We start from the raw sequence: 22497 nt of genomic DNA, 5'->3' as shown, positions 1-22497 counted from the left end.
CAGAAGGCAGAAAAAGGCAGCAATTTCCTTGTTGAAATGCTGACTGCTCCTATGGAAGGATAAAAAGGTATGAGTTCTATCAATCCTGTTGTTCAAGTTGCCCAACAAATGTTACTGGGTGGTGCGGTCAAACAGAATCATGCATTAGAGCATGCAACAATCGTCTTACTCTCTCGGAAACTTCCCGAAGTGCGCTTCTCCGGTATTTCCTTTGCTGCCGGATTCTTTGTGTTTGGGGATGTGCCTACTGAAGCCATTTTGCCAGCGGCCCAGGAGGCCCTGCAACTATTGAGAACCACAGAGCCAGAACTGGCCGTCCACGAACGTTGTGGGACGAATCTTGCCGTTGCAGGCCTGCTCACAGGTCTTTCCTCAATGGCGGTGGCTAAATTGCGCCGTCCTTATAGCACTCCTAATAACGTTATTCTGGCCTCAACCGCTGCTCTTGTCTTAGCGAGACCACTGGGACTGGTGGTACAGCGTTACGTTACCACGCAAACACCTAATGCATCGATGCGCATTCTAGATGTCAAACCAATGACCGTGATGGGATCACCGGCTCATTTTGTGAGCACCGATAATCCCGATGCCGCTGGTTTGTTTGCCTAATGTTGTAGCACCAGGCTTTTTGGATGTCGTATATATGCTAGAAGTAGGGCGCGAGGGCCGTGATGAGCGCGCTCTCACGATCCTTTTTTTAGGAATGCTGTACTGGAGAGGAAAAATTTATCATGGAACAAGAGTCCCGCGCCAATATCTCGTTGAAACTGCATGGCTTGAGGAAAATCTTTTTGATCCTGCTATTCGCTTAGTCGATATGCGTGGTTATGTCCGAACAGTGGACAAGGGTGGGAAGCAGGAGGCTGTATACGTTGGCGCACCAGAAGAGTACGCACAGGAGCACATTCCCGGCGCGATTTACATTGATTGGACGCAGGACATCGTAGATCATGATGACCCGGTGGAAGCGCAAATTGCGCCCGCTGAAAAGTTCGCAGCAGCGATGGCGAAAGCAGGTATTGGTGATCAACATCTGGTGGTTGCCTACGATACTCATCCGGCCTCGCAGTTTGCAACGCGTTTATGGTGGGCATTAAACTATTATGGGCACACCCGTGTGGTCATTTTAAATGGTGGATTTGCCAAATGGAAACACGAAAAGCGTCCGGTTGACCATATAAAGCCCAGTTATCCACGAGCCACTTTTACGGCTAAAGAGCAGCCACAACTACGTGCTACTGCCGAAGAAGTATTACAAATGATCAAACAGGACGGAATTACCCTGGTTGATGCGCGTGACAGTGGACAATATACTGGAACCGTCGTGCGCGGTGAAGGTCGTCGAGGCCATATTCCCGGTGCTCTGAGCCTGCCACGCGAAAAGCTGATCAATCCTGAGGATGGAACGTTCCGTTCAAACCAGGAATTGCAGCACATCTTTGCCGATGCCAATGTGGTACCAGAGCAACGTATCGTTGCGTATTGTAATGGTGGAGTCGCGGCTACAACCGTACTGTTCAGCCTGGCCATGCTAGGATATCCACAATTAACCAACTATGATGGTTCCTGGAACGAATGGGCACCCGCCAGGAGCTTCCAGTAGAGATATAAGGAGCCAAAAAACCAAAGACCCATGGACGAATTTACACAAAACGAAACCGAAGATAACGCCAGTGAAGAAAACCTGCTTGACCTCAACGAGGTCATGCAGGCTTTTGGCGTTTCTAGCTGGAAAAATTTAGGCCCATTAGACACGGGACATGGTAATCATTTGAGCCTGTCTGTTGAAATTAATGGACAAAAATATGTGCTGAGAGAACGGCCGGAAGGTCCACTGGGCGAAAATATACATTTTCGCTATACTTTTCAGCAGCATCTGCAAGAAGCGGGAATTCCTGTTCCTTCCTTCCTGCGCACCCCGCAAGGAGGACCTTCCGTACAGGTTGGCGAAGATTTTTTTGAAGTGCAACAACAAATTGGCGGAGAACTCTTTAGTACCTCCAGTCTACGCAGCCTGGACTGGGTAGAGGCGGCAGGCACAATGCTGGGTCGCATCCATCAAGCCTCGCAACGCTACCAGGGACCCCAGAATCACTGGCCAGTTGAAGCTCAGATGGGTAGTATTGTGCAGGGATACCTTAATCTGGCTCGCAACAGAGCCAATGAAAGTTCACTACAAGCCATCTCATCAGGTTTAGAGGAATGGGCTCAGCAATGGGAAGCGATTTTGCCACAGGCCATGATGTCGATTGGTGGGAATCATGCACTTCCCAATTTTCATATTCATGGTGACTCTATCATGCTTTTAAATTTGCGTTTTGGACCATTTGGAGTGAGTGCCGTCACTGGACTCGAAGCTGCACGTTGGGAGAAGCGTATTATTTTTATTGAAGTTGCGTGACTGACCCTGTTTTATTTCAGCTGTCATCTGTTTGGACCTTTTTTTTGTTGCCAGTTGGACAGCTGAGTTGTACATTTCAGCCTTGACCTGGTTGCCAGGAAGTGAGGTCACTCCACCGCTGGTGAAGCGCGGCATGGAGCCAGAACGTGTAGGGAGATTTCTCCAGGGATATAGAGAACTTTGTCCACCTGTTAAGGGAGAAGCAGCATTACTGGTAGATGCCTGACGCTTGTTTCGCCTATTGCTACGCTGAATGGACCCCTCGAAGATCTTTTTTATGCTGGAGAAGATGATGAAAGTGCTGTCATCGATGACCTTCTGGAACGCTTAAACTGGGCACCTCTTTGCCTGCCTGGCTAGGCCGTGTGCGTAACTCATTTGCCGACATGTGGGAGTAAGAGACGCTGGCTATGCTGTCCACAAAGAAAAAGCTCTGTACGCAGCATGGCCGGCGCAACGTAGAGATCACACATGGTGGCGCAACAAAATAAACGCAGCGATCACAATAATAATCAGAATGGCAATTGCGCCAATAATCAGCCAACGTGAACGATCAGAACTATTCTGTTGCGTTGTTCCGGGACGAGATGCTAGCCGGGCGGGTGTCCCATTTCCGGTTTGCATATGTTGCGGAAACGATTGAGGTGGCATTGCCATCGCCTGAGCCTGCTGTGACGTTCCCTGTTGATAAGAGCGTTGATCTGGTGCTGGAGTAGATGGTGGCGTCTGAGCATGATGATGTTTCTGCTGCTCATCTGTAGAACGGCTCAGTGTTGCCTGGCGCACTTGTTGCTGTGAGACAATCATCGTCTGATCAGCTTGAGCAAGCGCGGTATTTGCATGATGGGTTGGTGGATTTAGATGATTGCCTGGATTAGTCAACGACAAACCACAACGTGGACAGAAAGCTGCATTAGGAGCCAGTGGATTGTGGCAGCGAGGGCAGTTATAGGTTGCACTATGGGTTGACTGAGAAGGAGGCGTCATGGGTGGCGTACCAGTCTGACGCATATTTTCCTTCCCAGCCTGGAGGGCATCATAAATATCAGGTAGATCTGGCTGCGTACTATTAGGATCCTTAGGTCTGTTAGGGGTTGGTGGTTGTGGTAATGCCGCAATCACGTTTTTCAAGTCATTGGCGAAATCCGCCACATATTGATAACGATCCTTTGGACGCAAAGCCATTGACTTCTGAATGATCTGATTGAGTGCATTAAGGAGCTCTGGAGGGAGCGTCCCCAGTTGCGCAATATGCCGAGAGTGACGTGGGGCAGGTTTAGAAGGTTTTGTCACGCCCAGACGGAACTGGCGGCAGCATTCGCCTCAGGACTTTCTTCAGGTGGATTATTGGCCAGCTGTTCCTGTAATGAAAGCAAGTCAGGACGCCCTTGTTGGATCGATTGATTGCGATTCGAGACACTTGCTGGTTCAGAGGCAGTCAGAGCAAAATAGAGTGTTCCACCCAGTGCATATACATCGGAGCGAGCGTCCGTGCCCGTTCCGCCGGGGTATTGCTCGGGTGGAGCATAACCAGGTGTTCCTTGATGGCGAATAAAAAATAAGGTACGAGCACCATCGGCAGCGGCTTTCGCATTGCCCAGATCGACGAGGACAGCCGTTCCGCTGGGAGTGATACGAATATTATCAGGCTTGATATCACGGTGAATCACAATAGGGCGCTGGCTATGCATAAACATGACGCCATCGCAGATCGATAAAATCCAACTCAACATTTGTGGAACCGGAATGACCTCATTGCGTTGACGGGTTACACGAATCAAATCTGTTAGATCGTCGCCCTCGATATAGCTCAGGACGACATAATAGCGTCCTTGTTCTATGAAGGTATCGAGAAACTCAGGCAGATTTGGGTGGTGTAATTGACTGAGCACGCGGGCCTCATGTCTTAACTGTTCTTGTCCGCTTGCTCCCGTGACTAAATATTCTTTGACTGCCGCTTGTTGATTTGTCATCTGGTCATGCGCCAGGTAGACGTGACCAAAGCCACCACTACCTAAAACGCGTTCGATACGATAACGTCCATGCAGTACCGTACCAGATGGGATTGTCTCTATCATTCGTTCCTCCAGTGAAATTGCCCTGCTTTATTAACGGAGAACCCTAAAAATATTGGGGGATGAAGTTGTCAAACAGCAATACCTAACTGCTCCCACCATAATTGCACCATTAAGATGATGCTAAACAGGTACGATAAGCACGTATGATCAGGCGTAAAATCCTCATAATTTATCAGGGACGTAAAATGCTCAACTGTGAATTAAAAACACACGTGACGAGGAGACCACCCATCGTAATGCAAAGCAGGACGATTTTTAAAAGTATGAATAAATATTGCACATCTTTATCGTTGCCCAGGCCGCTTTCACACCCGCATTCGCATTATACACTAGTTCGGGGAACATGTACACGCCGCAGGCTCAGGGTAGGACTACTTTATCGTATCATTGTAAAGTAGCACTGTTCTTTTTGTTTGGAATCTGCCTCACTTCTTAATACGTTTGGGCCTTGTTTTTCAGTGAGGTTTGATGATTGATATTTAGTCTCTAGTATAAGATTACAAGAATGTAGTATACGTCTCTGCTTATGCTTGAAGAATATTTTCTGGGAGGGATGCCTGGCATGTCTGGTACTGCTTATCACGCTCTACGGCGTTCAGGTCTAATGTATGATCAGCGCTTTTTATCCCATGACACTGGTGTAGAATCTACTGTGATTACTCGTCATGGTTCATTTGAATTGTCGCCTGAACCACACCCGTCATCAGCAATGATCATCCGCCGAACCAAAGAATTTTTGGATGGAACAGGTTTAAGTGCACAGATGGTTCCGATCATGGCGCGTGCAGCAATCAAGGAGGAGCTCACCAGCTATCATACGCCTGAATATATTGCTGGTGTACGTACCTGTGCCGAGCGCAGTATGCATGGTCCCCTGGATGCTGAATGGGGCAAGATTGACGAAGAAACCGTTTTAAGTCCTGGTTCATTTGATGCGGCCCTCTATGCGGTGGGTGGGACGTTAAACGCTGTACAAGCCGTCTTAGATGGCACCGTAGATAATGCCTATGCCCTGGTACGGCCTCCTGGTCACCACGCCACTCATAACCAGGCGATGGGCTTCTGCCTCTTTAACAACGTTGTTTTGGCGGCTAACTATGCCAGAAAGCGATATGGTTTAGAGCGCATCATGATAGTAGACTGGGATGTGCACCACGGCAATGGTACCCAGGACGCATTTTATGCAGACCCCAATGTCCTGTTTCTCTCTTTGCACCAGCAGAACTGGTTTCCTGAAGCCGGTGGGGAGCTCGAACAAATAGGGATGGGAAAAGGAGAAGGATATACTGTAAATATTCCTCTACCACCAGGCACGGGCGACCGTGGATATCAGGCTGCTTTCGAACAAATTGTATTGCCCATCGGACGTCAATATCGTCCGCAACTGGTGCTTGTCTCAGCGGGACAGGATGCTAGTTGGCTGGATCCATTAGCTCAGATGATGATGACTATGGATGGTTACCGTAGTCTGGCTGCAATGATGGTAGAACTGGCTGGCGAGATTTGTGAAGGGCGGCTGGTAGTGTTGCAGGAAGGTGGCTATAGCGCTCCCTATGTTCCCTATTGTTCGGTGGCTGTGGCAGAGGCATTGATGGGCATTGATGTTGGCATTATTGATCTCTATGATAAAGCACCTGAACTCTATCGCTGCCAGACAATTTTTAGTCAGGATACCCGGCAAGCTCTACAAGCTGCGAGGAGATGGCACCAGCGCTGGTGGAACATCAAGGGCGAGTAAGAATTGAAATATCGCGAAATAAGCAGCTATCAACAACGCCCCTTGAAAATAGATATACTGTATTGGATTGATTGCCCTTTCCGCTCAGGCGGTGTGTAATGCGCATTACTAGAGAGAGGAATATTTAATGAGGAAGGATCGTGGTGTATGCTGTCAATGGCTCGTAGCTGTGCAGTGGTTGGTCTGGAGGGAGCTCTGATTGAAGTAGAGGTTGATCTGGCAACTGGTTTAAGTACCTTTACCATTGTTGGTTTGCCGGATGCAGCCGTCAATGAAGCTAAAGATCGCGTTCGGGCAGCCATTAAAAATAGCAATTGTACATTTCCTTTTAAGCGCATTACCGTTAATCTTGCTCCTGCTGACTTGCGAAAAGAGGGACCAGTCTACGACTTACCAATAGCTATTGGTATTTTGTTGGCTTCAGAGCAGATTAACAACAATGAGCTGATCAATGCCGCTTTGTTCCTGGGAGAACTCTCTCTTGATGGAAGTGTACGGCATACCAATGGAGTACTACCAATGGTAGCTCTGGCACGTGAGCGTCACGTCAAAACTGTTTTTGTGCCAGCCGTTGATGCTCTGGAAGCTACTCTGGTAGAGGGTATTGAGGTTTATCCCGTTGAGACCTTACGTCAGTTAATTGATCATCTCAATGGCGTTTCCTTAATCCAACAGTACATTTGTGACACTACCCTGTTGGACTATGACGGCGATGTATGGATAGGACAGGATATGTCTGCTATTCGGGGCAGGAACATGTCAAGCGGGCGTTAGAAGTAGCAGCCAGCGGTGGGCATAATATCTTAATGAGCGGCCCACCTGGATCTGGTAAAACATTGTTGGCCCGGGCACTCCCATCGATTCTTCCACGTATGTTGATTGAAGAAGCCCTGGAAGTCACCAAAATTTATAGTGTGAGTGGCATGCTCTCAACCGATGTTCCTCTGGTCCGGCAGCGTCCTTTTCGAGCACCTCACCATACTATCAGCCATGCCGGCCTGGTAGGCGGTGGTCGCATACCACGCCCAGGCGAGATCAGCCTCTCTCATCGTGGTGTCCTTTTTCTGGATGAATTACCTGAATTTGGACAAAATGTGCTTGAAGTAATGCGTCAGCCGCTTGAAGATAAAATTGTTACCATCTCACGAGCACAAGGCAGCATTACTTATCCAGCCAACTTCATGTTAGTGGCAGCTATGAACCCTTGCCCTTGTGGTTATTATGGTGATCCAGTGCGCGAATGTAGTTGTTCAGCCACCGCAATTGCACGCTACCAGAAGCGGATTAGTGGCCCACTGTTGGATCGCATAGATATTCACGTAGAAGTACCCCGAGTCGATTATGAGAAACTGGCAGACAAACGGAATGTGGAGTCCTCAGTGATCATCCGACAGCGTGTACAGCAAGCACGTGAGCGCCAGCAGCAGCGTTTAAAAAATACCTCGCTCAACTGCAATTCTGAGATGGGGCCGGGTGAAGTGCGAAATTTTTGTGTAGTGGATACAGGAGGGGAGAAATTGCTCAAAGCAGCCATGCAGCAATTACATCTCTCCGCGAGAGCTTTCCATCGCGTGCTCAAACTGGCACGCACGATTGCCGATCTTGCTGATTGCGATATTATTGCAGCTAATCATGTTGCGGAAGCTATTCAATACCGTCCCAAAGTACGGAATTAGCGATCAGACATCCTTAAAGAGTGGGATATGACGAACATTTAAGCGCCTGTTTTCCTGTGGTAGTCAATGTCGAATGCTAGCAACCTGAAAAAAGGAATAGTATTTCCAGTTTGAAGGTGTTACAATTGACGCATTACAAGCTCGGCTAGAAGGAGTTGTGGCCATGGAAACATCGGCTTCTACAGGGAATCCCCTCGTGATTTTAAATCCAATGGCGAATCGTGGCAACATGAAGGCCTATCAAAAGCTACTACCTCAATATATTACACAGTACCATGCTGAATATAGAGAAACCAGGCTTCCTGGTCATGCCAAAGATTTAGCCCAGCAGGCTGCAATGGCGAATCGAGAGGTGATCGTTGTTGGTGGCGATGGTACTATTCATGAAGTAGTCAATGGATTGCTTACGGCCGGAAGGCGTGTGCCGCTGGGTATTGTGGCGGCTGGCTCAGGCAATGATTTTGCTTGCAATACCCTCAAACTACCCCGTCAGCCCGTGCAAGCGATTGAACGAGCTTTCAATGGTCATTTAACCAGCGTAGATGCTGGTCGTGTGAACGATACGTACTTTGCGAATGGCTTTAGCATTGGTATGGATGCTGAAATCGGAGCTCTGACCAATCACATGAAGAACATACCATTGATGAGTGGTGCTAATTTATATTATGTGGCGGCTCTCCGTAAATTGCTCTTTGGTTTTCAAAATTGTCCCTGGTTGACGTATCGCATTGATGATGGAGTTGTTGAGCAGCTGATTGAAAAACGTTATGTTTTGATTGCTGTTACCAATGGTCCTGCCTATGGAGCAGGTTTTCATATTAATCCCAAAGCTGATTATGCTGATGGTTTACTGGATGTCTGTGTGGTCGACTATATGCCTCTCTGGCGTGTGCTCCAACTTTTTCCAGGTGTCAAAAAAGGCCAGCATATTTATGAGCGCGGAGTAACTTTCTATCGAGCCAGAAGTATCCATATCGAAAGTAAGCGGCCTGTTACTCTACAAGCGGATGGAGAAGAAGCTCGCGTTACAAGTGTCGATGCAGAGATTCTTCCCGGCGCCCTCTGGATACGTATCTAGTAGAATTTAAATACCGTTACCTGGAATAGTTTTAATCAGCAGGACGTGAGGGCCGATAGCCGGAAGATTGAATATCGGTCCATGTTGTACAAAGCCGAAGTGTTCATAAAAGCCCTGAACTGTTGTGCGTCCATTGCACCAGATGGTGCCGGGCTTTTCTTGCCTGGATGCATAATCAATTAAAGCCTGCAAGATATGTCCGCCGACACCAAGACCTCGTGCCGTGTCCGACACTGCCATCCCACGAATCCTCCAACTATTCGTGTCTGTTGTCCCATCTTGAGCCTCTTGCAAAAGCGAGCCAACCCCGATCAAATCTTGTTCTAGCCAGGCTCCTACATGATAGCTGGTTGCTTCGTCATCTAATGGATAAGCGCAGTCTGCTAATGTTTGATGGGGCCTTAAAATTTGATGTCGCAGTGCATACGTCTCTCTGGCATTAATCGCACGATAATCAACTGTCAATTGCATGATTTTTACTTCCTACAAATATGAATACAATGGTTAGCAGTCTCTATTTAATAGTTTTGCCACTCGTACTGCGTACTGGCGTAGCTGCGAAGGCAGAGGGACAGAGGTGAGCAATTGTACATTGTTCACAGAGCGGTTTGCGGGCATCACAGATGGCGCGGCCATGGAAAATCAGCAAATGCGATAAGTCGAGCCAATCCTCTCGAGGAACAATCAACATCAGCTCTTGTTCAATTTTAACGGGGTCAGTATTGGTTGTCCAGCCGAAACGGCGTGAGAGGCGGCCTACATGTGTATCGACCACGAAGCCGACAACAATCCCAAAAGCGTTACCCAGCACTACATTTGCCGTCTTGCGAGCAACTCCAGGAAGAGTGAGAAGATCTTGCATGGTCTGAGGAACATCGCCTCCATAAACAGCAATCAGTCGCTGGCAGGCAGCACGAATATTCTTCGCTTTATTGCGATAAAAGCCGGTTGAACGGACATCTTGCTCTAATTCTTCAAGAGAAGATTCAGCGAACTCCGCCACAGAAGTATATTTCTTAAAAAGTCTGGCAGTTACAATATTGACCCGTTCATCAGTACATTGGGCTGAGAGCTGCGTCGCAATCAAAAGTTCAAGTGGATTTGAAAAATTGAGAGAACATGCCGCTTGAGGATAGAGACGTCGTAGTTCCGCAATAATAGCAGTAACTTGCTCTGGCGAACCGGGAGTTGGTCCCGTATAAATAGGTGCAGCGAGGTTCATGTGTATTCTTCTCTTTTACTTATGGGATCTCTTCATGTAGATTCCTGGAGGATGTTGGAAGTCTGCTCAATCAGATTATTTAACAGCTCTATATCTGGCCGTCGTTGCTGCCACAATCTGTGTTGTGATATTTCTATTTATCCTGTCGACGACAATAGTAGAAGGGACAGGATGGTAGAAGATATTAATCATAACTTTCGCGTTGGGTACGTAAGAGGGTACGTAAAGCATCAGCTTGCCCTCTATTCCAGGCAGCTGAACGGACCTCTGAGCCGATAATAGGAAGAGAGCTTTTTTCACGAATGTGTGCCGCGCGCTCGCGCTGTACAATTTCATGGATAAGTTGGCGTTCATTCAAGCGCCAGCCATGAAGTTTAGCTTGTTCAGACAGCCACATAACACGCATGAAACCAGATTTATAGTCTTGATCTGTTGATTCATTGCGCATAGGTGTATTTTGCATGATAGTGCCTCTGTTGCAGAAAACAATAAGATGGAATGCTTCCATTGTGAATTACAATGCTACTTTCACGATTATGGCAGAAACTTCGCTCTTATGTCAAGAATGCCGTATCCGCACGCTTGTTTTGCAATTTTGACGTCTTTGTGGCTGGTCTGACAGTTATAATAATAATAGGCATCGAGGCTAATACTTATAACATATGCTAGAATCAAGGCACTGAGTGTGAGCGCCAGGGATAGAGTGGGGACTTTGTGGTAGGTATCAGCGAGTCTTATGAAACGTGTGCGTAGATACGCGCGTACTATTGTTGTAAAGATCGTTAGTGATTATATAGAAGCACAACACAACCAAAAAATTTGTACACTCGGTATATTCTGCTATAGAATTGCATGTTATTGAACAACGTCAGGGAAGGAAGTTGAGTGTGGCTAATAAAAAATTTACAAATGCAAATGGTGACAGGGAAAAACTCAGAAATGACATGGCTGCCAGCATTTTACGCAAACGTAACCAGCCTAAAGGCATTAAAGATCTCGGTATCCATACGTTGCGAAATCTCCCTGCTAACATCTCCATGGTGCAAGGCTTGATGAAAGCTGTGAACTGGAAGCTGGCCCAGCAAGAAGTCGTAGAAGGCTTAAACAACACAGTTGTCATTGTCGGCCAACCAAATACTGGTAAAAGCACATTGTTTAATACTTTGAAAGGGCAGAATTTATCGCCTGCCTCTTCACAATCTGGCACAACGCGTACTCTTGTGCGTACCGATTTTGGTCCTTTTACCCTTGTCGATACCCCTGGCCATCTTCCAGATGTCATGGAAAGTGGCATGGACCAGGCGAGTGTTATTGTTTTTCTGATTGACGCATCCAAAGGGTTGCAGGCATCCGATCGTGAACTCTATAACGTTATCAAGCGCTTCGATAAACCAACAGTCGTAGCCGTCAACAAAATCGATGAGCTCTCAGGGGGTGAGACTGGGGATCAGTTAGCGACAGAAGTAGCCGTTCAACTGGAAGCGCCGGGAGTTATTCCTGTTTCAGCCAAAACAGGTGAAAATGTTGCTGAAGAGCTAATTCCTGTAATTATCGAAGCAAGTCCTGAAGCTGCTCTGGCCATTGGTCGTGAACTACCTGCCTATCGTCGGGTTGCTGCACAGCGCATCATTCGAAATTCGACTCTTGTTAGCCTGGCAGCTGGTCTGGAACCAATACCGTTTATTGACATTCCTATTATTCTTGGTACGCAAATACGTCTCGTGTTACGTCTGGCGGCTCTTTACGGAGAACAGATGGATAGTGCTGATGCCAAGAAACATGCGCGAGAACTAATTGCCACTATTGCAGGAGGCCTGGGCCTACGCTATCTGGCTCAACAGGCAGCTAAAGCCGTACCATTTGGCGGTGACTTTATTGCTGGTGCCATTGCTGGAGCGGCTACCTGGTCTATTGGACAAGTTGCGCTTGAATATTACGAAGAAAACAAACAGTTGAGCCCGAAGCGCCTGCAACAACTCTATAAAAACTTCTATCATCGCTTTAGGAAAGATACAAAAATCAACGAATTGCGTGAACAGGCGTTGAATGAGTTGGAAACAGGTAAATCGGATCCATTATTAGAAGAGCCTGATCTTAAAATTTTAGAAGAAGGGAAAGCTTAAATCGTGCCTATGCTCTTTCCTTATGACCATTACGAGATATTGACCGAGCCATTTACCGTCTACTATCCTGCGAGTGAGGAAGTCCTTGCTCGCAGCGTGGCTGAGAAAATACAGAATGCAGGTAAGCTGCTTTCACAACTACTTCAGCTAGATTTACCTGATTTTGAAGTCTTGCTTGTGGATATGGAAGATTGGCCCCTGGTTCCGCACAGCGAGACTGAAGAGGTTGATTCTCCCCATCCATATATAACTGATCTGACTACACCTCCTACTCTTGTAGTGCCGACGGAACTGGATGCGATCTTTGGAGAGGTAACTCCTGAGAAATTTGCATTTATGCTTTATCATGAGTTAACCGTTGCATATCTAGAGGATGATCCGCGCCCGTGGCCTGAAGTAACTCCTCTATGGGCCGATGAGTGGCAATTTAAATTTATTTCGCTCTGGCTGTCTCAGCAATTAGATGGGGTCAAAGGTGTTGTCAATAAAGACATGCATGAACAACATGAAGAAGCCTTTGAGCCAGAAGCTGATGGCAAAACGCCTGTTACCGTACGAGGATTTGATTGGTATGATGACACGACGCCAGAAGAATATTTAACGTATGAATTGTTGCTAGAGCAATTTGCGGCTGATTTATTAGAGCACCATGATATTTCCTTGATTACTCGTTTTCTGGCTCTGTACCGTACTGAACGTGAAGAACTGCTAAGCGATCAAGTCACAAAAATGTTAGTTGAAGCTCTGGGACCACAATCTGAAGAATGGCTTGAAGAACTTGTCTATTTTTAAGATTTAAATTTTTAGTCATCATCCTTTATGTGTATGATTTTACACAAGTGTAAAGAAGGCATGAACATTCTGTTCCATGCCTTCTTTTTTTGAGAAAAAGTATCATTATTATTGTATTAAATAAGCATTTGGATGCTTCTTATATCCAAAGCAAACTGAAAGAGGATCCTTTTATTTCTTTCTAACCCATAGTGTAGCAGAAATAAAAGGATCCTCTAACGCTACCTGGTTTGATCTCACTTTTATGAGTGAGCTATGGCGACCATTAACCTTGCACCAGTAATGGATCAACCATTATTGTTGTTGTTGTTGTTGTTGTTGGCACCACCGTTGTTGTTGTTGTTGTTGTTGTTGTTGGTACCACGGCCGTTGTTGTTATTGTTGTTGTTGTTATTGTTATTGGCATTGCCATCGTTATTGTTATTGTTGTTGTTGTTAGCGCCACGGCCGTTGTTGTTGTTATTGTTGTTGTTGTTAGCGCCACGGCCGTTGTTGTTATTGTTGTTGTTGTTGTTGGCATTGCCACCGTTGTTGTTGTTGTTATTATTGTTGTTGTTGTTTCTGTGATGTCTACCGCAATGCCCATTTGGGCAGTCACTCTTTAGAGAAAGAGAACTATGGGAAAGAGCACTATGGTAACTAGAATTGCTCGCGTGGGCTGTTGAGATTCCTGTTACAATCGGTGCTACTGCTCCTAACAGGAAAATACTTACGATGACTAGAATCCCGCCCAATTTTGATAACCGCTTTGAAGAACGCGCTATGTTTACCGAGTGCTGTTGATTCATCCTGTTTCTCCTTTGAATTAACGTTAGCAACATGGTAATTCACTTAGGGGTGTTACAATGACCCCCGCTTCTTACTATTCTCTAGTATGAACGCCGCTTTTCGAGTGGATATTAACATAAAATCTCTCGATTTTCTATATGTATATATTTTAATAATCGTTCGATATGTATACGTAAGAGGTTACATTTATCGACATATTTAGTATATTAAATATCATGTATGAAATCTCTCTAATTTGAATCGGGCTTTTCCGTACTGTGTGATACGTAAGTAAAATTACTCTATGTTTTTATAATGGGTTTTAGTATAATGGATCTCAATTCATGTGGTGAGTGGTATTAATCATGTGCGAAGGAGTGTTGTTTTATGTTTAATCGCGTAGCAATTATTGGTCTGGGCCTTATTGGTGGTTCCATTGGTCTGGCTTTAAAGAAGGCTAATGCTGCAGAACAGGTTGTAGGTTATGATCAAGGGAGAGGGGTAAGTGAGCGCGCTTGCAAAATTGGTGCCATAGATCAAGAATATGCGAGTATGACTGAAGCCGTGAATAGAGCTGAACTGGTTATTTTAGCTACTCCAGTCGGCGTAGTACGTGATATTTTGCAGTCTATTGCTCCGGTTCTTACTGCGGGTACCGTGGTTACTGATGTGTCTAGCACGAAAACACAAGTTGTGAGTTGGGCAGAAGAGTTTTTACCAACGACCGTTTCCTTTGTGGGCGGACATCCAATGGCTGGTAAAGAAGTAAGTGGGGTTGAAGTTGCTGATCCAGAACTGTTCAAGAGTTGTATCTACTGTTTAACACCAACTGCACGCACTTGTTCAACCGCTATTAGTAAAGTTACGTCCCTCGTTGAAATTTTAGGAGCGCAACTGCGCTTTTTAGAACCAGCAGAACATGATGGATTGGTAGCCAGTGTCAGCCATTTACCATTTTTGATTGCAGCTACTTTGATGAATACTGTTGGTGAAGATTCTACCTGGCGTGATGCTTCTGTGCTTGCTTCATCTGGTTTTCGTGACACTACACGTTTAGCAGCTGGAAATCCGGAGATGTATAGAGATATTTGTTTGACCAATAGTAGTTCTATTGTACATTGGCTAGATGCATACGTCTCTAATCTATCTACATTACGTGATCAAATAGCTATGCATAAGAGTGATCTCAAAGAAGTATTTGTTAAATCTCAGTATTTACGTCAACAATGGCAGACATCATATGAGAATAAAGAATAAATCAATGAAAGGGAAAAATTTACCAGGGTGTGTATGTTTGGTTATAGACGTTGTAATAATCTATCCAATTTTTTGGATGACAATGATTTGCTTCTTGAGAGCATTTAGTACTTTATTAAGCTGTATAGTAAATGCTTGACAGGATGGCGCGGCTATGGCATAATCATCGAGCTGCAGAAAGACGACAATCACCTGGTTTCAATGAGCCCGGGTGTTCCTGTCCCTTCGCATCCGTTGTGCCACGCTAAGGTGGCTCTCCCCGAGATCTTCGATCTCCTGCGTCTTCCCAATGAAGTATTGAGAAAAGGAAGGCTGTGCCCTTTTTCGCAGGATAGTGCATGTCTTCTGACTCTGACGAGTCAGAAACACGAGATTTCGGCGGACCTGAAAAAGTGGTCCGGAAAACGCTTGACAAAGCACAACAGATCTGCGATACTACAGCTACACGAGACAAGCAAACGAAAAAAACACAGACGCTTGTCGGATGGCGAAACACACGTTTCGTCTGGTACCTTGACAACTGAAGAGTGGAAAGCAGAACAGCAACTGGAACAACATGAATCGTTTCTAGTTTCCTGTCAATTCGATCCCGGACTCTTAGGGGTTCGGTGATCACAACAATAATCTGCGAACAATTACAGCCAATGTTGTAAAACTTTGGCCATGGTCGCAACTTCACATGCAATTGACATATACTTGTTTGGGTATATGTTTGTATAAAAACAAAATTGGATGGCGAGTTTGATCCTGGCTCAGGATAAACGCTGGCGGCGTGCCTAACACATGCAAGTCGAACGCTCTGCGCAAGCAGGGAGTGGCGGACGGGTGAGTAACACGTGGGCAATCTACCATCAGGTGAGGAATACCGGCGAGAAATCGCCGACAATACCGCATAGGCTCGCAAGAGCAAAGCTCGTAAGGGCGCCTGAGGATGAGCCTGCGCTCGATTAGTTAGTTGGTGAGGTAATGGCTTACCAAGACGACGATCGATAGCTGGTCTGAGAGGACGATCAGCCACACTGGGATTGAGAACGGCCCAGACTCCTACGGGGGGCAGCAGTGAGGAATTTTCGTCAATGGGGGCAACCCTGAACGAGCAACGCCGCGTGCAGGATGAAGGTTTTCGGATCGTAAACTGCTTTTCTCTGGGACGAGAACGGACGGTACCAGAGGAATCAGCCCCGGCTAACTACGTGCCAGCAGCCGCGGTAATACGTAGGGGGCAAGCGTTGTCCGGATTTATTGGGCGTAAAGCGCACGCAGGCGGTCAGATTAGTCTGGAGTGACAGTCGTCGGCTCAACCGACGAAGTACTTCGGATACTGTCTGACTTGAGGGCTTCAGAGGGACACGGAATTCCGGGTGGAGTGGTGAAATGCGTAGATATCCGGAGGAACACCGATGGCGAAGGCAGTGTCCTGGGAAGCATCTGACGCTCAGGTGCGAAAGCTAGGGGAGCGAACAGGATTAGATACCCTGGTAGTCCTAGCCGTAAACGATGACCACTAGACGTTGGGGGTATCGACCCCCTCAGTGTCGCAGTTAACACAAGAAGTGGTCCGCCTGGGGAGTACGGTCGCAAGATTAAAACTCAAAGGAATTGACGGGGACCCGCACAAGCAGCGGAGCGTGTGGTTTAATTCGATGCAACGCGAAGAACCTTACCAAGGCTTGACATGGATTTGCACCAGCCGTAACTGGCTGTCCCTTCGGGGCGGATCCACAGGTGCTGCATGGCTGTCGTCAGCTCGTGTCGTGAGATGTTGGGTTAAGTCCCGCAACGAGCGCAACCCCTGTCGTTAGTTGAATTTCTCTAGCGAAACTGCCATTTTAAAATGGAGGAAGGCGGGGATGACGTCAAGTCAGCACGGCCCTTACGCTTTGGGCGACACACACGCTACAATGGTCAGGACAAAGAGTCGCGAACTCGCGAGAGGGAGCCAATCTCGTCAAACCTGGCCTCAGTTCAGATTGGAGGCTGCAACCCGCCTCCATGAAGTTGGAGTTGCTAGTAACCGTAGGTCAGCACACTACGGTGAATACGTTCCCGGGTCTTGTACACACCGCCCGTCACACCACGAAAGTTGGCAACACTTGAAGCCGCTGGGCTAACTCGCAAGAGGGGCAAGCGTCGAGGGTGGGGTCAGTGATTGGGGTGAAGTCGTAACAAGGTAGCCGTACCGGAAGGTGCGGCTGGATCACCTCCTTTCTAGGGAGCTTTGACATCGGTCATGATCCATCATGGCCACCATGATGTCACACTTCCAGGTCGACCAGGACAAGAACGTATTTGTGCCAGCCGTTGGACTGGTTTCCACTCTCCAGATGTTGGGGTCAACAGACACACGCTCCGGTGTGTGGCCTGCCAGCATCGCACCTTGACAACTGAATACTGTTTATCTTCAATTTTGCTGAGCGATTTATGTCAGCCAGAGTTGAAGCAGAGGATCGCAATTTTTTGCGAAAAAAATCAAGAGATCAAGCATTCACAGACACACATGATGAAGAATCAGAGAACAAGCTACACAGAGTACGAGGTGGATGCCTTGGCGCTAAAGACCGAAGAAGGACGCGGAGACCGGCGAAACGTTCGGGGGGAGCTGCATGCAAGCGATGAACCCCGAGATTCCGAATGAGGCAACTCCTCCAGAGTGATGTCTGGAGACCGCCTGCTGAACACATAGGCAGTGACGGGGGGCAGCGGGTGAACTGAAACATCTCAGTAACTCGACGAAAAGAAATCAACCGAGATTCCCGTAGTAGTGGCGAGCGAACCGGGAGGAGCCCAAACCGACCATCTTTCGAGATGATCGGGGTTGTAGGACTGGCAACACAGGAGAGCATTTTACTTGAACACGTTGGAAAGCGTGACCAGAGCGGGTGACAGTCCCGTAGAGGACGGAAAGCTCGAATAGGCCAGTATCCTGAGTACCACGAGGCACGTGAAACCTTGTGGGAAGCTGGGGGACCACCCTCCAAGGCTACACATCTTTAGCGACCGATAGCGAACAAGTACCGTGAGGGAAAGGTGAAAAGCACCCCGAGAGGGGGATGAAAGAGACCCTGAAACCACGTACTCACCAGCAGTCAGAGGCCACTGTTCCATGAGGAACTAAGGGCTGATGGCGTGCCTTTTGTAGAATGATCCGGCGAGTGCATCGTCGTAGCCTGGTTAACCAGCGATAAAGCTGGGGAGCCCCAGGGCAACCGAGTCTGAACAAGGCGAATGTTGCGGCGATGCGACCCGAAACCGTGTGAGCTATCCATGAGCAGAGTGAAGCGGATGTGACAGTCCGTCGAGGCTCGAACCCACCAGTGTTGCAAAACTGGGGGATGACTTGTGGATAGGGAGAAATTCCAATCGAACACGGAGATAGCTGGTTCTCCCCGAAATGTATTGAGGTACAGCTGTATGAAACACTATCCTGGAGGTAGAGCACTGAATGAGCTAGGGGCCACGTGCTGGTTACCAAACTCAACCAAACTCCGAATGCCAGGACAGCATGCATGCAAGTGAGACGGCGGGGGCTAAGCTTCGTCGTCAAAAGGGAAACAGCCCAGACCATCGGCTAAGGTCTCAAAATTGATGCTTAGTGTAAAAGGGAGTCAGTACGCCCAAACAGCCAGGATGTTGGCTTAGAAGCAGCCATCATTTAAAGAGTGCGTAATAGCTCACTGGTCGAGTGTAGTGGCACCGACAACGTATCGAGGCTTAAGCATCATACCGAAGCCATGGAACTTTCTCATTACGAGAAGGTTGGTAGGGGAGCGTTCTCAAGCAGAGAAGCCAGACCGTGAGGACTGGTGGAGCGAAGAGAAGTGAGAATGCCGGAATGAGTAGCGTCATGTCTGTGATAACCAGACACACCGAATGCCTGAGGGTTCCTGGGCACCGTCAATCGTCCCAGGGTGAGTCGGGTCCTAAGCCGAGGACGTTATAGTCGTAGGCGATGGCAAGCAGGTTGGACATTCCTGCACCGGAGACATTTGTTATGAGCAATGGGGGGACGCGGTAAGGAAGGTGAGCCCATCGATTGGACAGGATGGGTCTGTACGGCGAAGTGCGAAACCGAGGAAAATCCCGGTTTCCTGTGCATGACACGTGCAGCGAGCGGACGTCAGTTCGCGGAAGTCATTGGCCCTACGCCGCCGAGAAAAGCCTCTCGCCAGAATGCTTCTCCGCCCGTACCGCAAACCGACACTGGTAGGCAGGGGAAATCTCCCCAGGTGATCGAGCGACCCTCTGTTAAGGAACTCGGCAAATTAACCCCGTACCTTCGGAAGAAGGGGTGCCCTAGTAGCGAGGCTCTTCGGAGTGGCGTGAGGGGGTTGCAAGAAATTGGCTCAACCGACTGTTTACCAAAAACACAGGTCTCTGCGAACGCGAAAGCGGAAGTATAGGGGCTGACTCCTGCCCAGTGCCGGAAGGTTACGAGGAGCGGTGATCGTAGCTGCGAATCTAAGCCCCGGTGAACGGCGGCCGTAACTATAACGGTCCTAAGGTAGCGAAATTCCTTGTCGGGTAAGTTCCGACCCGCACGAAAGGAGTAACGAGTTGAGCGCTGTCTCGACAGAGGACTCGGCGAAATTGAAGTACCCGTGAAGATACGGGTTACCCACGACAGGACAAAAAGACCCCGTGGAGCTTTACTACACCTTGACCTGGAAACGAGTTGAAGCGTGCGTAGCATAGGTGGGAGTCGGAGAACCTATCCCTGTGGGGGTAGGGGAGACAACAGTGAAATACCACTCTCGTTGCGGTTTGTTTCTCATACGTCACCGTGAGCCGGGACGTAGACAAGATCAGGCGGGTAGTTTGACTGGGGCGGTCGCCTCCCAAAGAGTAACGGAGGCGCCCAAAGGTTCCCTCAGGGTGGATGGACATCACCCGTAAGAGTGCAAAGGCAGAAGGGAGCTTGACTGCAAGACGGACAGGTCGAGCAGGGACGAAAGTCGGGCTTAGTGATCCCACATTCCCGAGTGGAAGGAGTGTGGCTCAACGGATAAAAGCTACCCCGGGATAACAGGCTTATCTTGCCCAAGAGTTCATATCGACGGCAAGGTTTGGCACCTCGATGTCGGCTCGTCGCATCCTGGGGCTGGAGTAGGTCCCAAGGGTTGGGCTGTTCGCCCATGAAAGCGGCACGCGAGCTGGGTTCAGAACGTCGCGAGACAGTTCGGTCTCTATCCGTCGTGGGCGTAGGAAAATTGAGGGGCGTCATCTCCAGTACGAGAGGACCGAGATGGCTCGACCGCTGGTGTGCCAGTTGGCCTGCCCGGGCCAGAGCTGGATAGCTATGTCGAGAAAGGATAAGCGCTGAAGGCATCTAAGCGCGAAGCCGCACCCAAGACGAGTTTTCCCATCACTTCGTGTGATCAAGATCCCAGGAAGACGACCTGGTAGATAGACGACACGTGGACACCTGGTAACAGGCGCAGCGAAGTCGCCCTAATGATCGTACGGCTTGTTTCACATAGTATCTTCATCGTGGACACTCGCGTGAGTGCACTCGGCTTCAGCTCATCGGCTGGCAGAGGCGCTCGGCAAAATTGAGGATAAACGGTATTGCAGTAGTCATAGACATTATGAGGCTTTCCCTTTGCGGGGAAGGTCTTTTTTGTTTGTCCCCTGATTTTTTTGCTTTAATTTAAATCGAAATATGATACTTCAGGATTCTGATTTTTTGATGTGGTCCCGTGAAGCGTTAATTTAGTAACTGAAATGGTGTAGGAAAAATAATCTGCACTGGAGGATTGACTAATTCCTCCAGTGCAGATTATTTTTCCTATAGTTTTATATGCTTGTTTGTGGTTTCTTTATGGTTTTACTTACGCTGGCGGGGCTTGAGTATAAAGATCGCTCCCAGAATGGTCAGGATGGTTATTATAGCTATAATTGGTTTAGGGGTCTGTCTGCTGACACTGTCGTTGCTCGTATTCTTGTTTAGGGCGTTCTTATATACACCACCTGTTTCATAGGCAGCATCTAGTAGTTGTACGGGATGCATCACTTCCATTTGCAGGCCCCGCTGGCGCATGCCCATAGCGATCTGCATCATACAGCCGGGATTGCCGGTGGCGATAATCTGGGCTCCAGTCGCTTCGACATTGTTCATCTTGCGTTCCAGAAGTTCGCGACCCATATCCTGGTTTGTGAGATTGTAGATGCCCGCGCTGCCGCAGCACCAATCTGACTCTTTTAGATCAACTAGTTTAAGGCCAGGAATAGTTTTGAGTAGTTGCCGGGGTGGTTGCTTGATTTTTTGTCCATGTAGCAGGTGGCAAGCATCGTGATAAGCAACGGTGTGGTGGATCTCACCCATCTGTTTAATTGACTGAATGCTGGTCAGGAATTCGCTGATATCTTTGACTTTGGCGCTAAACTCCTGGGCTTTCTGAATGTAGTCAGGATCATCGCGTAGCAGGTGATCATACTCTTTGAGTGTCGAGCCACAGCCAGCCGAGTTGATGATGATAGCATCGCAGTTATAGCGCTCAAATGTGTCGATGTTATGTCTGGCCAGTGCGCGCCCTTTCTCTGCCTCTCCACCATGTACATGCAACGCCCCACAGCAGCTCTGCTGGCGTGGTGTGATCACTTCACAACCGTTAGCAGCCAGTACGCGAATAGTTGCTTCATTGATGTCATGGAAAACCTGGTCCATGATACAGCCACTAATGACGCCAACACGGTAACGTTGTTCGCCAATGGCTGGTGTTACTTCTGGAAGTTGTTCCGGAATGATGGATCCTCCTGCGTTTTCCATCAATTCATCGGGTAGTTTAAGCTTACCTTGAAATGGTGTAGGTAATTGATTAACCGCATCCAGCAAACCAGTACCGCGTACGACAGTTTGAAGTCCACTGCGCTGATAGACTTTCAAACCTCCAAATACGATTGAGAGCATCGTACGCGATGGCAACATCATATCAAAGAAGAAGTGCCGTAGTAGTGTGGCTGCCACGCTATTTTTGTCTCTGGTCGCTGTTGGAGTGATGGTTTCACTATATTCCCACGCGCATGAGCGTCTGGACCTTCCTCGGTGGCTACCGAGGAAGTGGTGAGTTGGATTTGCTCACGGGCTGCCTCGATGAGTTTCCCAAATTGCACTCCTGATGGGCAAGCCGTTTCACAGGCTCGGCATCCAACGCAACAATACATGTGCTCAATGAAATCGTCTGAGATATCCAATTTTCCATCGGCGACGGCCTGCATTTGATAAATACGCCCACGCGGTGAATCCATTTCAACCCCTAACACCGCGTAAGTTGGGCAGGTAGGTAGACAAAATCCACAGTGAATACATTGACGCATCAGATCATAGGTATGTGTATGACGTTGTAGTGGCCCTTCTTTTGGCGGAA

16 protein-coding genes, 2 rRNA genes and 1 pseudogene are annotated in these 22497 nt (G+C 48.0%); 11 read left to right on the top strand and 8 right to left on the bottom strand.

Annotation, left to right across the window (positions count from 1 at the left end; all coding sequences use genetic code 11):
• Positions 1 to 69 precede the first annotated feature (69 nt).
• The 3 genes from KDW_RS00305 to KDW_RS00295 are packed head-to-tail and all read left to right on the top strand — an operon-like array spanning position 70 to position 2401.
• Positions 70 to 609, top strand: coding sequence for a DUF6391 domain-containing protein (locus KDW_RS00305; RefSeq protein WP_151754119.1), 540 nt, complete (start codon positions 70 to 72; stop codon positions 607 to 609).
• Between the two features lie 34 nt (positions 610 to 643).
• Positions 644 to 1603 (top strand): sulfurtransferase, encoded by a 960-nt coding sequence (locus KDW_RS00300; RefSeq protein WP_198925129.1) that lies wholly within the window; start codon positions 644 to 646, stop codon positions 1601 to 1603.
• A 30-nt stretch (positions 1604 to 1633) separates the two neighbouring features.
• Positions 1634 to 2401 carry a phosphotransferase gene (locus tag KDW_RS00295; RefSeq protein WP_151754118.1) on the top strand — a complete coding sequence of 256 codons (768 nt, stop codon included), beginning with the start codon at positions 1634 to 1636 and terminating at the stop codon, positions 2399 to 2401.
• 465 nt (positions 2402 to 2866) lie between these two features.
• On the opposite strand, the gene KDW_RS00285 is transcribed toward KDW_RS00295, so the two are convergent.
• Positions 2867 to 3694 carry a zinc ribbon domain-containing protein gene (locus tag KDW_RS00285; protein ID WP_151754116.1) on the bottom strand — a complete coding sequence of 276 codons (828 nt, stop codon included), beginning with the start codon at positions 3692 to 3694 and terminating at the stop codon, positions 2867 to 2869.
• Complete coding sequence (locus tag KDW_RS00280; protein ID WP_151754115.1) at positions 3691 to 4479, bottom strand: serine/threonine protein kinase; 789 nt, start codon at positions 4477 to 4479, stop codon at positions 3691 to 3693. The genes KDW_RS00285 and KDW_RS00280 overlap by 4 nt, the downstream gene beginning before the upstream one ends.
• 562 nt (positions 4480 to 5041) lie before the next feature.
• On the opposite strand from KDW_RS00280, the gene KDW_RS00275 reads away from it, so the two are divergent.
• The 3 genes and pseudogenes from KDW_RS00275 to KDW_RS00265 all read left to right on the top strand — a co-directional run bounded on the left by KDW_RS00275 (position 5042) and on the right by KDW_RS00265 (position 8971).
• On the top strand, positions 5042 to 6217 hold the full coding sequence (locus KDW_RS00275; RefSeq protein WP_162004833.1) for a class II histone deacetylase: 1176 nt from the start codon (positions 5042 to 5044) through the stop codon (positions 6215 to 6217).
• A 147-nt stretch (positions 6218 to 6364) separates the two neighbouring features.
• Positions 6365 to 7893, top strand: a pseudogene (locus KDW_RS35630) (YifB family Mg chelatase-like AAA ATPase).
• A 163-nt stretch (positions 7894 to 8056) separates the two neighbouring features.
• On the top strand, positions 8057 to 8971 hold the full coding sequence (locus KDW_RS00265; protein ID WP_151754113.1) for a diacylglycerol/lipid kinase family protein: 915 nt from the start codon (positions 8057 to 8059) through the stop codon (positions 8969 to 8971).
• Between the two features lie 6 nt (positions 8972 to 8977).
• On the opposite strand, the gene KDW_RS00260 is transcribed toward KDW_RS00265, so the two are convergent.
• From KDW_RS00260 to KDW_RS00250, 3 genes are all read right to left on the bottom strand, one after another.
• Entirely contained in the window at positions 8978 to 9442 is a 465-nt protein-coding gene (locus KDW_RS00260) for a GNAT family N-acetyltransferase (RefSeq protein WP_151754112.1), read from the bottom strand.
• Between the two features lie 43 nt (positions 9443 to 9485).
• Positions 9486 to 10193, bottom strand: coding sequence for an endonuclease III (gene nth, locus KDW_RS00255; protein ID WP_151754111.1), 708 nt, complete (start codon positions 10191 to 10193; stop codon positions 9486 to 9488).
• A 184-nt stretch (positions 10194 to 10377) separates the two neighbouring features.
• On the bottom strand, positions 10378 to 10656 hold the full coding sequence (locus KDW_RS00250) for a hypothetical protein (RefSeq protein WP_151754110.1): 279 nt from the start codon (positions 10654 to 10656) through the stop codon (positions 10378 to 10380).
• A 424-nt stretch (positions 10657 to 11080) separates the two neighbouring features.
• Here KDW_RS00250 and KDW_RS00245 point away from each other — a divergent pair, with 424 nt between their 5' ends.
• Positions 11081 to 12316 (top strand): GTP-binding protein, encoded by a 1236-nt coding sequence (locus KDW_RS00245; RefSeq protein WP_151754109.1) that lies wholly within the window; start codon positions 11081 to 11083, stop codon positions 12314 to 12316.
• Between the two features lie 3 nt (positions 12317 to 12319).
• A complete protein-coding gene (locus tag KDW_RS00240) occupies positions 12320 to 13108 on the top strand; it encodes a hypothetical protein (RefSeq protein WP_162004832.1) in 789 nt (262 codons plus the stop codon).
• A gap of 287 nt (positions 13109 to 13395) precedes the next feature.
• Here the strand turns inward: KDW_RS00240 and KDW_RS32500 are convergent, their stop codons facing one another.
• Positions 13396 to 13896 (bottom strand): hypothetical protein, encoded by a 501-nt coding sequence (locus KDW_RS32500; RefSeq protein WP_162004831.1) that lies wholly within the window; start codon positions 13894 to 13896, stop codon positions 13396 to 13398.
• Positions 13897 to 14263: 367 nt separating this feature from the next.
• Here KDW_RS32500 and KDW_RS00235 point away from each other — a divergent pair, with 367 nt between their 5' ends.
• The 3 genes from KDW_RS00235 to KDW_RS00225 all read left to right on the top strand — a co-directional run bounded on the left by KDW_RS00235 (position 14264) and on the right by KDW_RS00225 (position 20605).
• Positions 14264 to 15133 (top strand): prephenate dehydrogenase, encoded by an 870-nt coding sequence (locus tag KDW_RS00235; protein ID WP_151754107.1) that lies wholly within the window; start codon positions 14264 to 14266, stop codon positions 15131 to 15133.
• A gap of 729 nt (positions 15134 to 15862) precedes the next feature.
• A 16S ribosomal RNA gene (locus KDW_RS00230) occupies positions 15863 to 17341 on the top strand.
• 305 nt (positions 17342 to 17646) lie between these two features.
• Positions 17647 to 20605, top strand: a 23S ribosomal RNA gene (locus tag KDW_RS00225).
• The 16S and 23S rRNA genes sit together here, the layout of an rRNA operon.
• A gap of 352 nt (positions 20606 to 20957) precedes the next feature.
• Here the strand turns inward: KDW_RS00225 and KDW_RS00220 are convergent.
• Together KDW_RS00220 and KDW_RS00215 are read right to left on the bottom strand one after the other, a co-directional pair.
• Positions 20958 to 22097 carry a (Fe-S)-binding protein gene (locus KDW_RS00220; RefSeq protein ID WP_151754106.1) on the bottom strand — a complete coding sequence of 380 codons (1140 nt, stop codon included), beginning with the start codon at positions 22095 to 22097 and terminating at the stop codon, positions 20958 to 20960.
• The gene (locus KDW_RS00215) at positions 22058 to 22447 is read right to left on the bottom strand and encodes a (Fe-S)-binding protein (protein ID WP_233097747.1); all 390 of its coding nucleotides are present in this window, start codon (positions 22445 to 22447) and stop codon (positions 22058 to 22060) included. Before KDW_RS00215 ends, KDW_RS00220 begins: the two co-directional genes overlap by 40 nt.
• Positions 22448 to 22497 lie beyond the last annotated feature (50 nt).

Source organism: Dictyobacter vulcani (assembly GCF_008974265.1).
Lineage (GTDB): Bacteria > Chloroflexota > Ktedonobacteria > Ktedonobacterales > Ktedonobacteraceae > Dictyobacter > Dictyobacter vulcani.
This window is presented reverse-complemented; position numbering and strand designations above follow the sequence as displayed.

Bases quoted from the DNA above. Each gene is read 5' to 3' on its own strand.
- KDW_RS00265 (WP_151754113.1), top strand. From the start codon at position 8,057: ATGGAAACATCGGCTTCTACAGGGAATCCCCTCGTGATTTTAAATCCA.
- KDW_RS00300 (WP_198925129.1), top strand. From the start codon at position 644: ATGCTAGAAGTAGGGCGCGAGGGCCGTGATGAGCGCGCTCTCACGATC.
- KDW_RS00235 (WP_151754107.1), top strand. From the start codon at position 14,264: ATGTTTAATCGCGTAGCAATTATTGGTCTGGGCCTTATTGGTGGTTCC.
- KDW_RS00215 (WP_233097747.1), bottom strand. From the start codon at position 22,447: ATGCGTCAATGTATTCACTGTGGATTTTGTCTACCTACCTGCCCAACT.
- KDW_RS00295 (WP_151754118.1), top strand. From the start codon at position 1,634: ATGGACGAATTTACACAAAACGAAACCGAAGATAACGCCAGTGAAGAA.
- KDW_RS00305 (WP_151754119.1), top strand. From the start codon at position 70: ATGAGTTCTATCAATCCTGTTGTTCAAGTTGCCCAACAAATGTTACTG.
- nth (WP_151754111.1), bottom strand. From the start codon at position 10,193: ATGAACCTCGCTGCACCTATTTATACGGGACCAACTCCCGGTTCGCCA.
- KDW_RS00250 (WP_151754110.1), bottom strand. From the start codon at position 10,656: ATGCAAAATACACCTATGCGCAATGAATCAACAGATCAAGACTATAAA.
- KDW_RS32500 (WP_162004831.1), bottom strand. From the start codon at position 13,896: ATGAATCAACAGCACTCGGTAAACATAGCGCGTTCTTCAAAGCGGTTA.
- KDW_RS00280 (WP_151754115.1), bottom strand. From the start codon at position 4,479: ATGATAGAGACAATCCCATCTGGTACGGTACTGCATGGACGTTATCGT.
- KDW_RS00260 (WP_151754112.1), bottom strand. From the start codon at position 9,442: ATGCAATTGACAGTTGATTATCGTGCGATTAATGCCAGAGAGACGTAT.
- KDW_RS00275 (WP_162004833.1), top strand. From the start codon at position 5,042: ATGTCTGGTACTGCTTATCACGCTCTACGGCGTTCAGGTCTAATGTAT.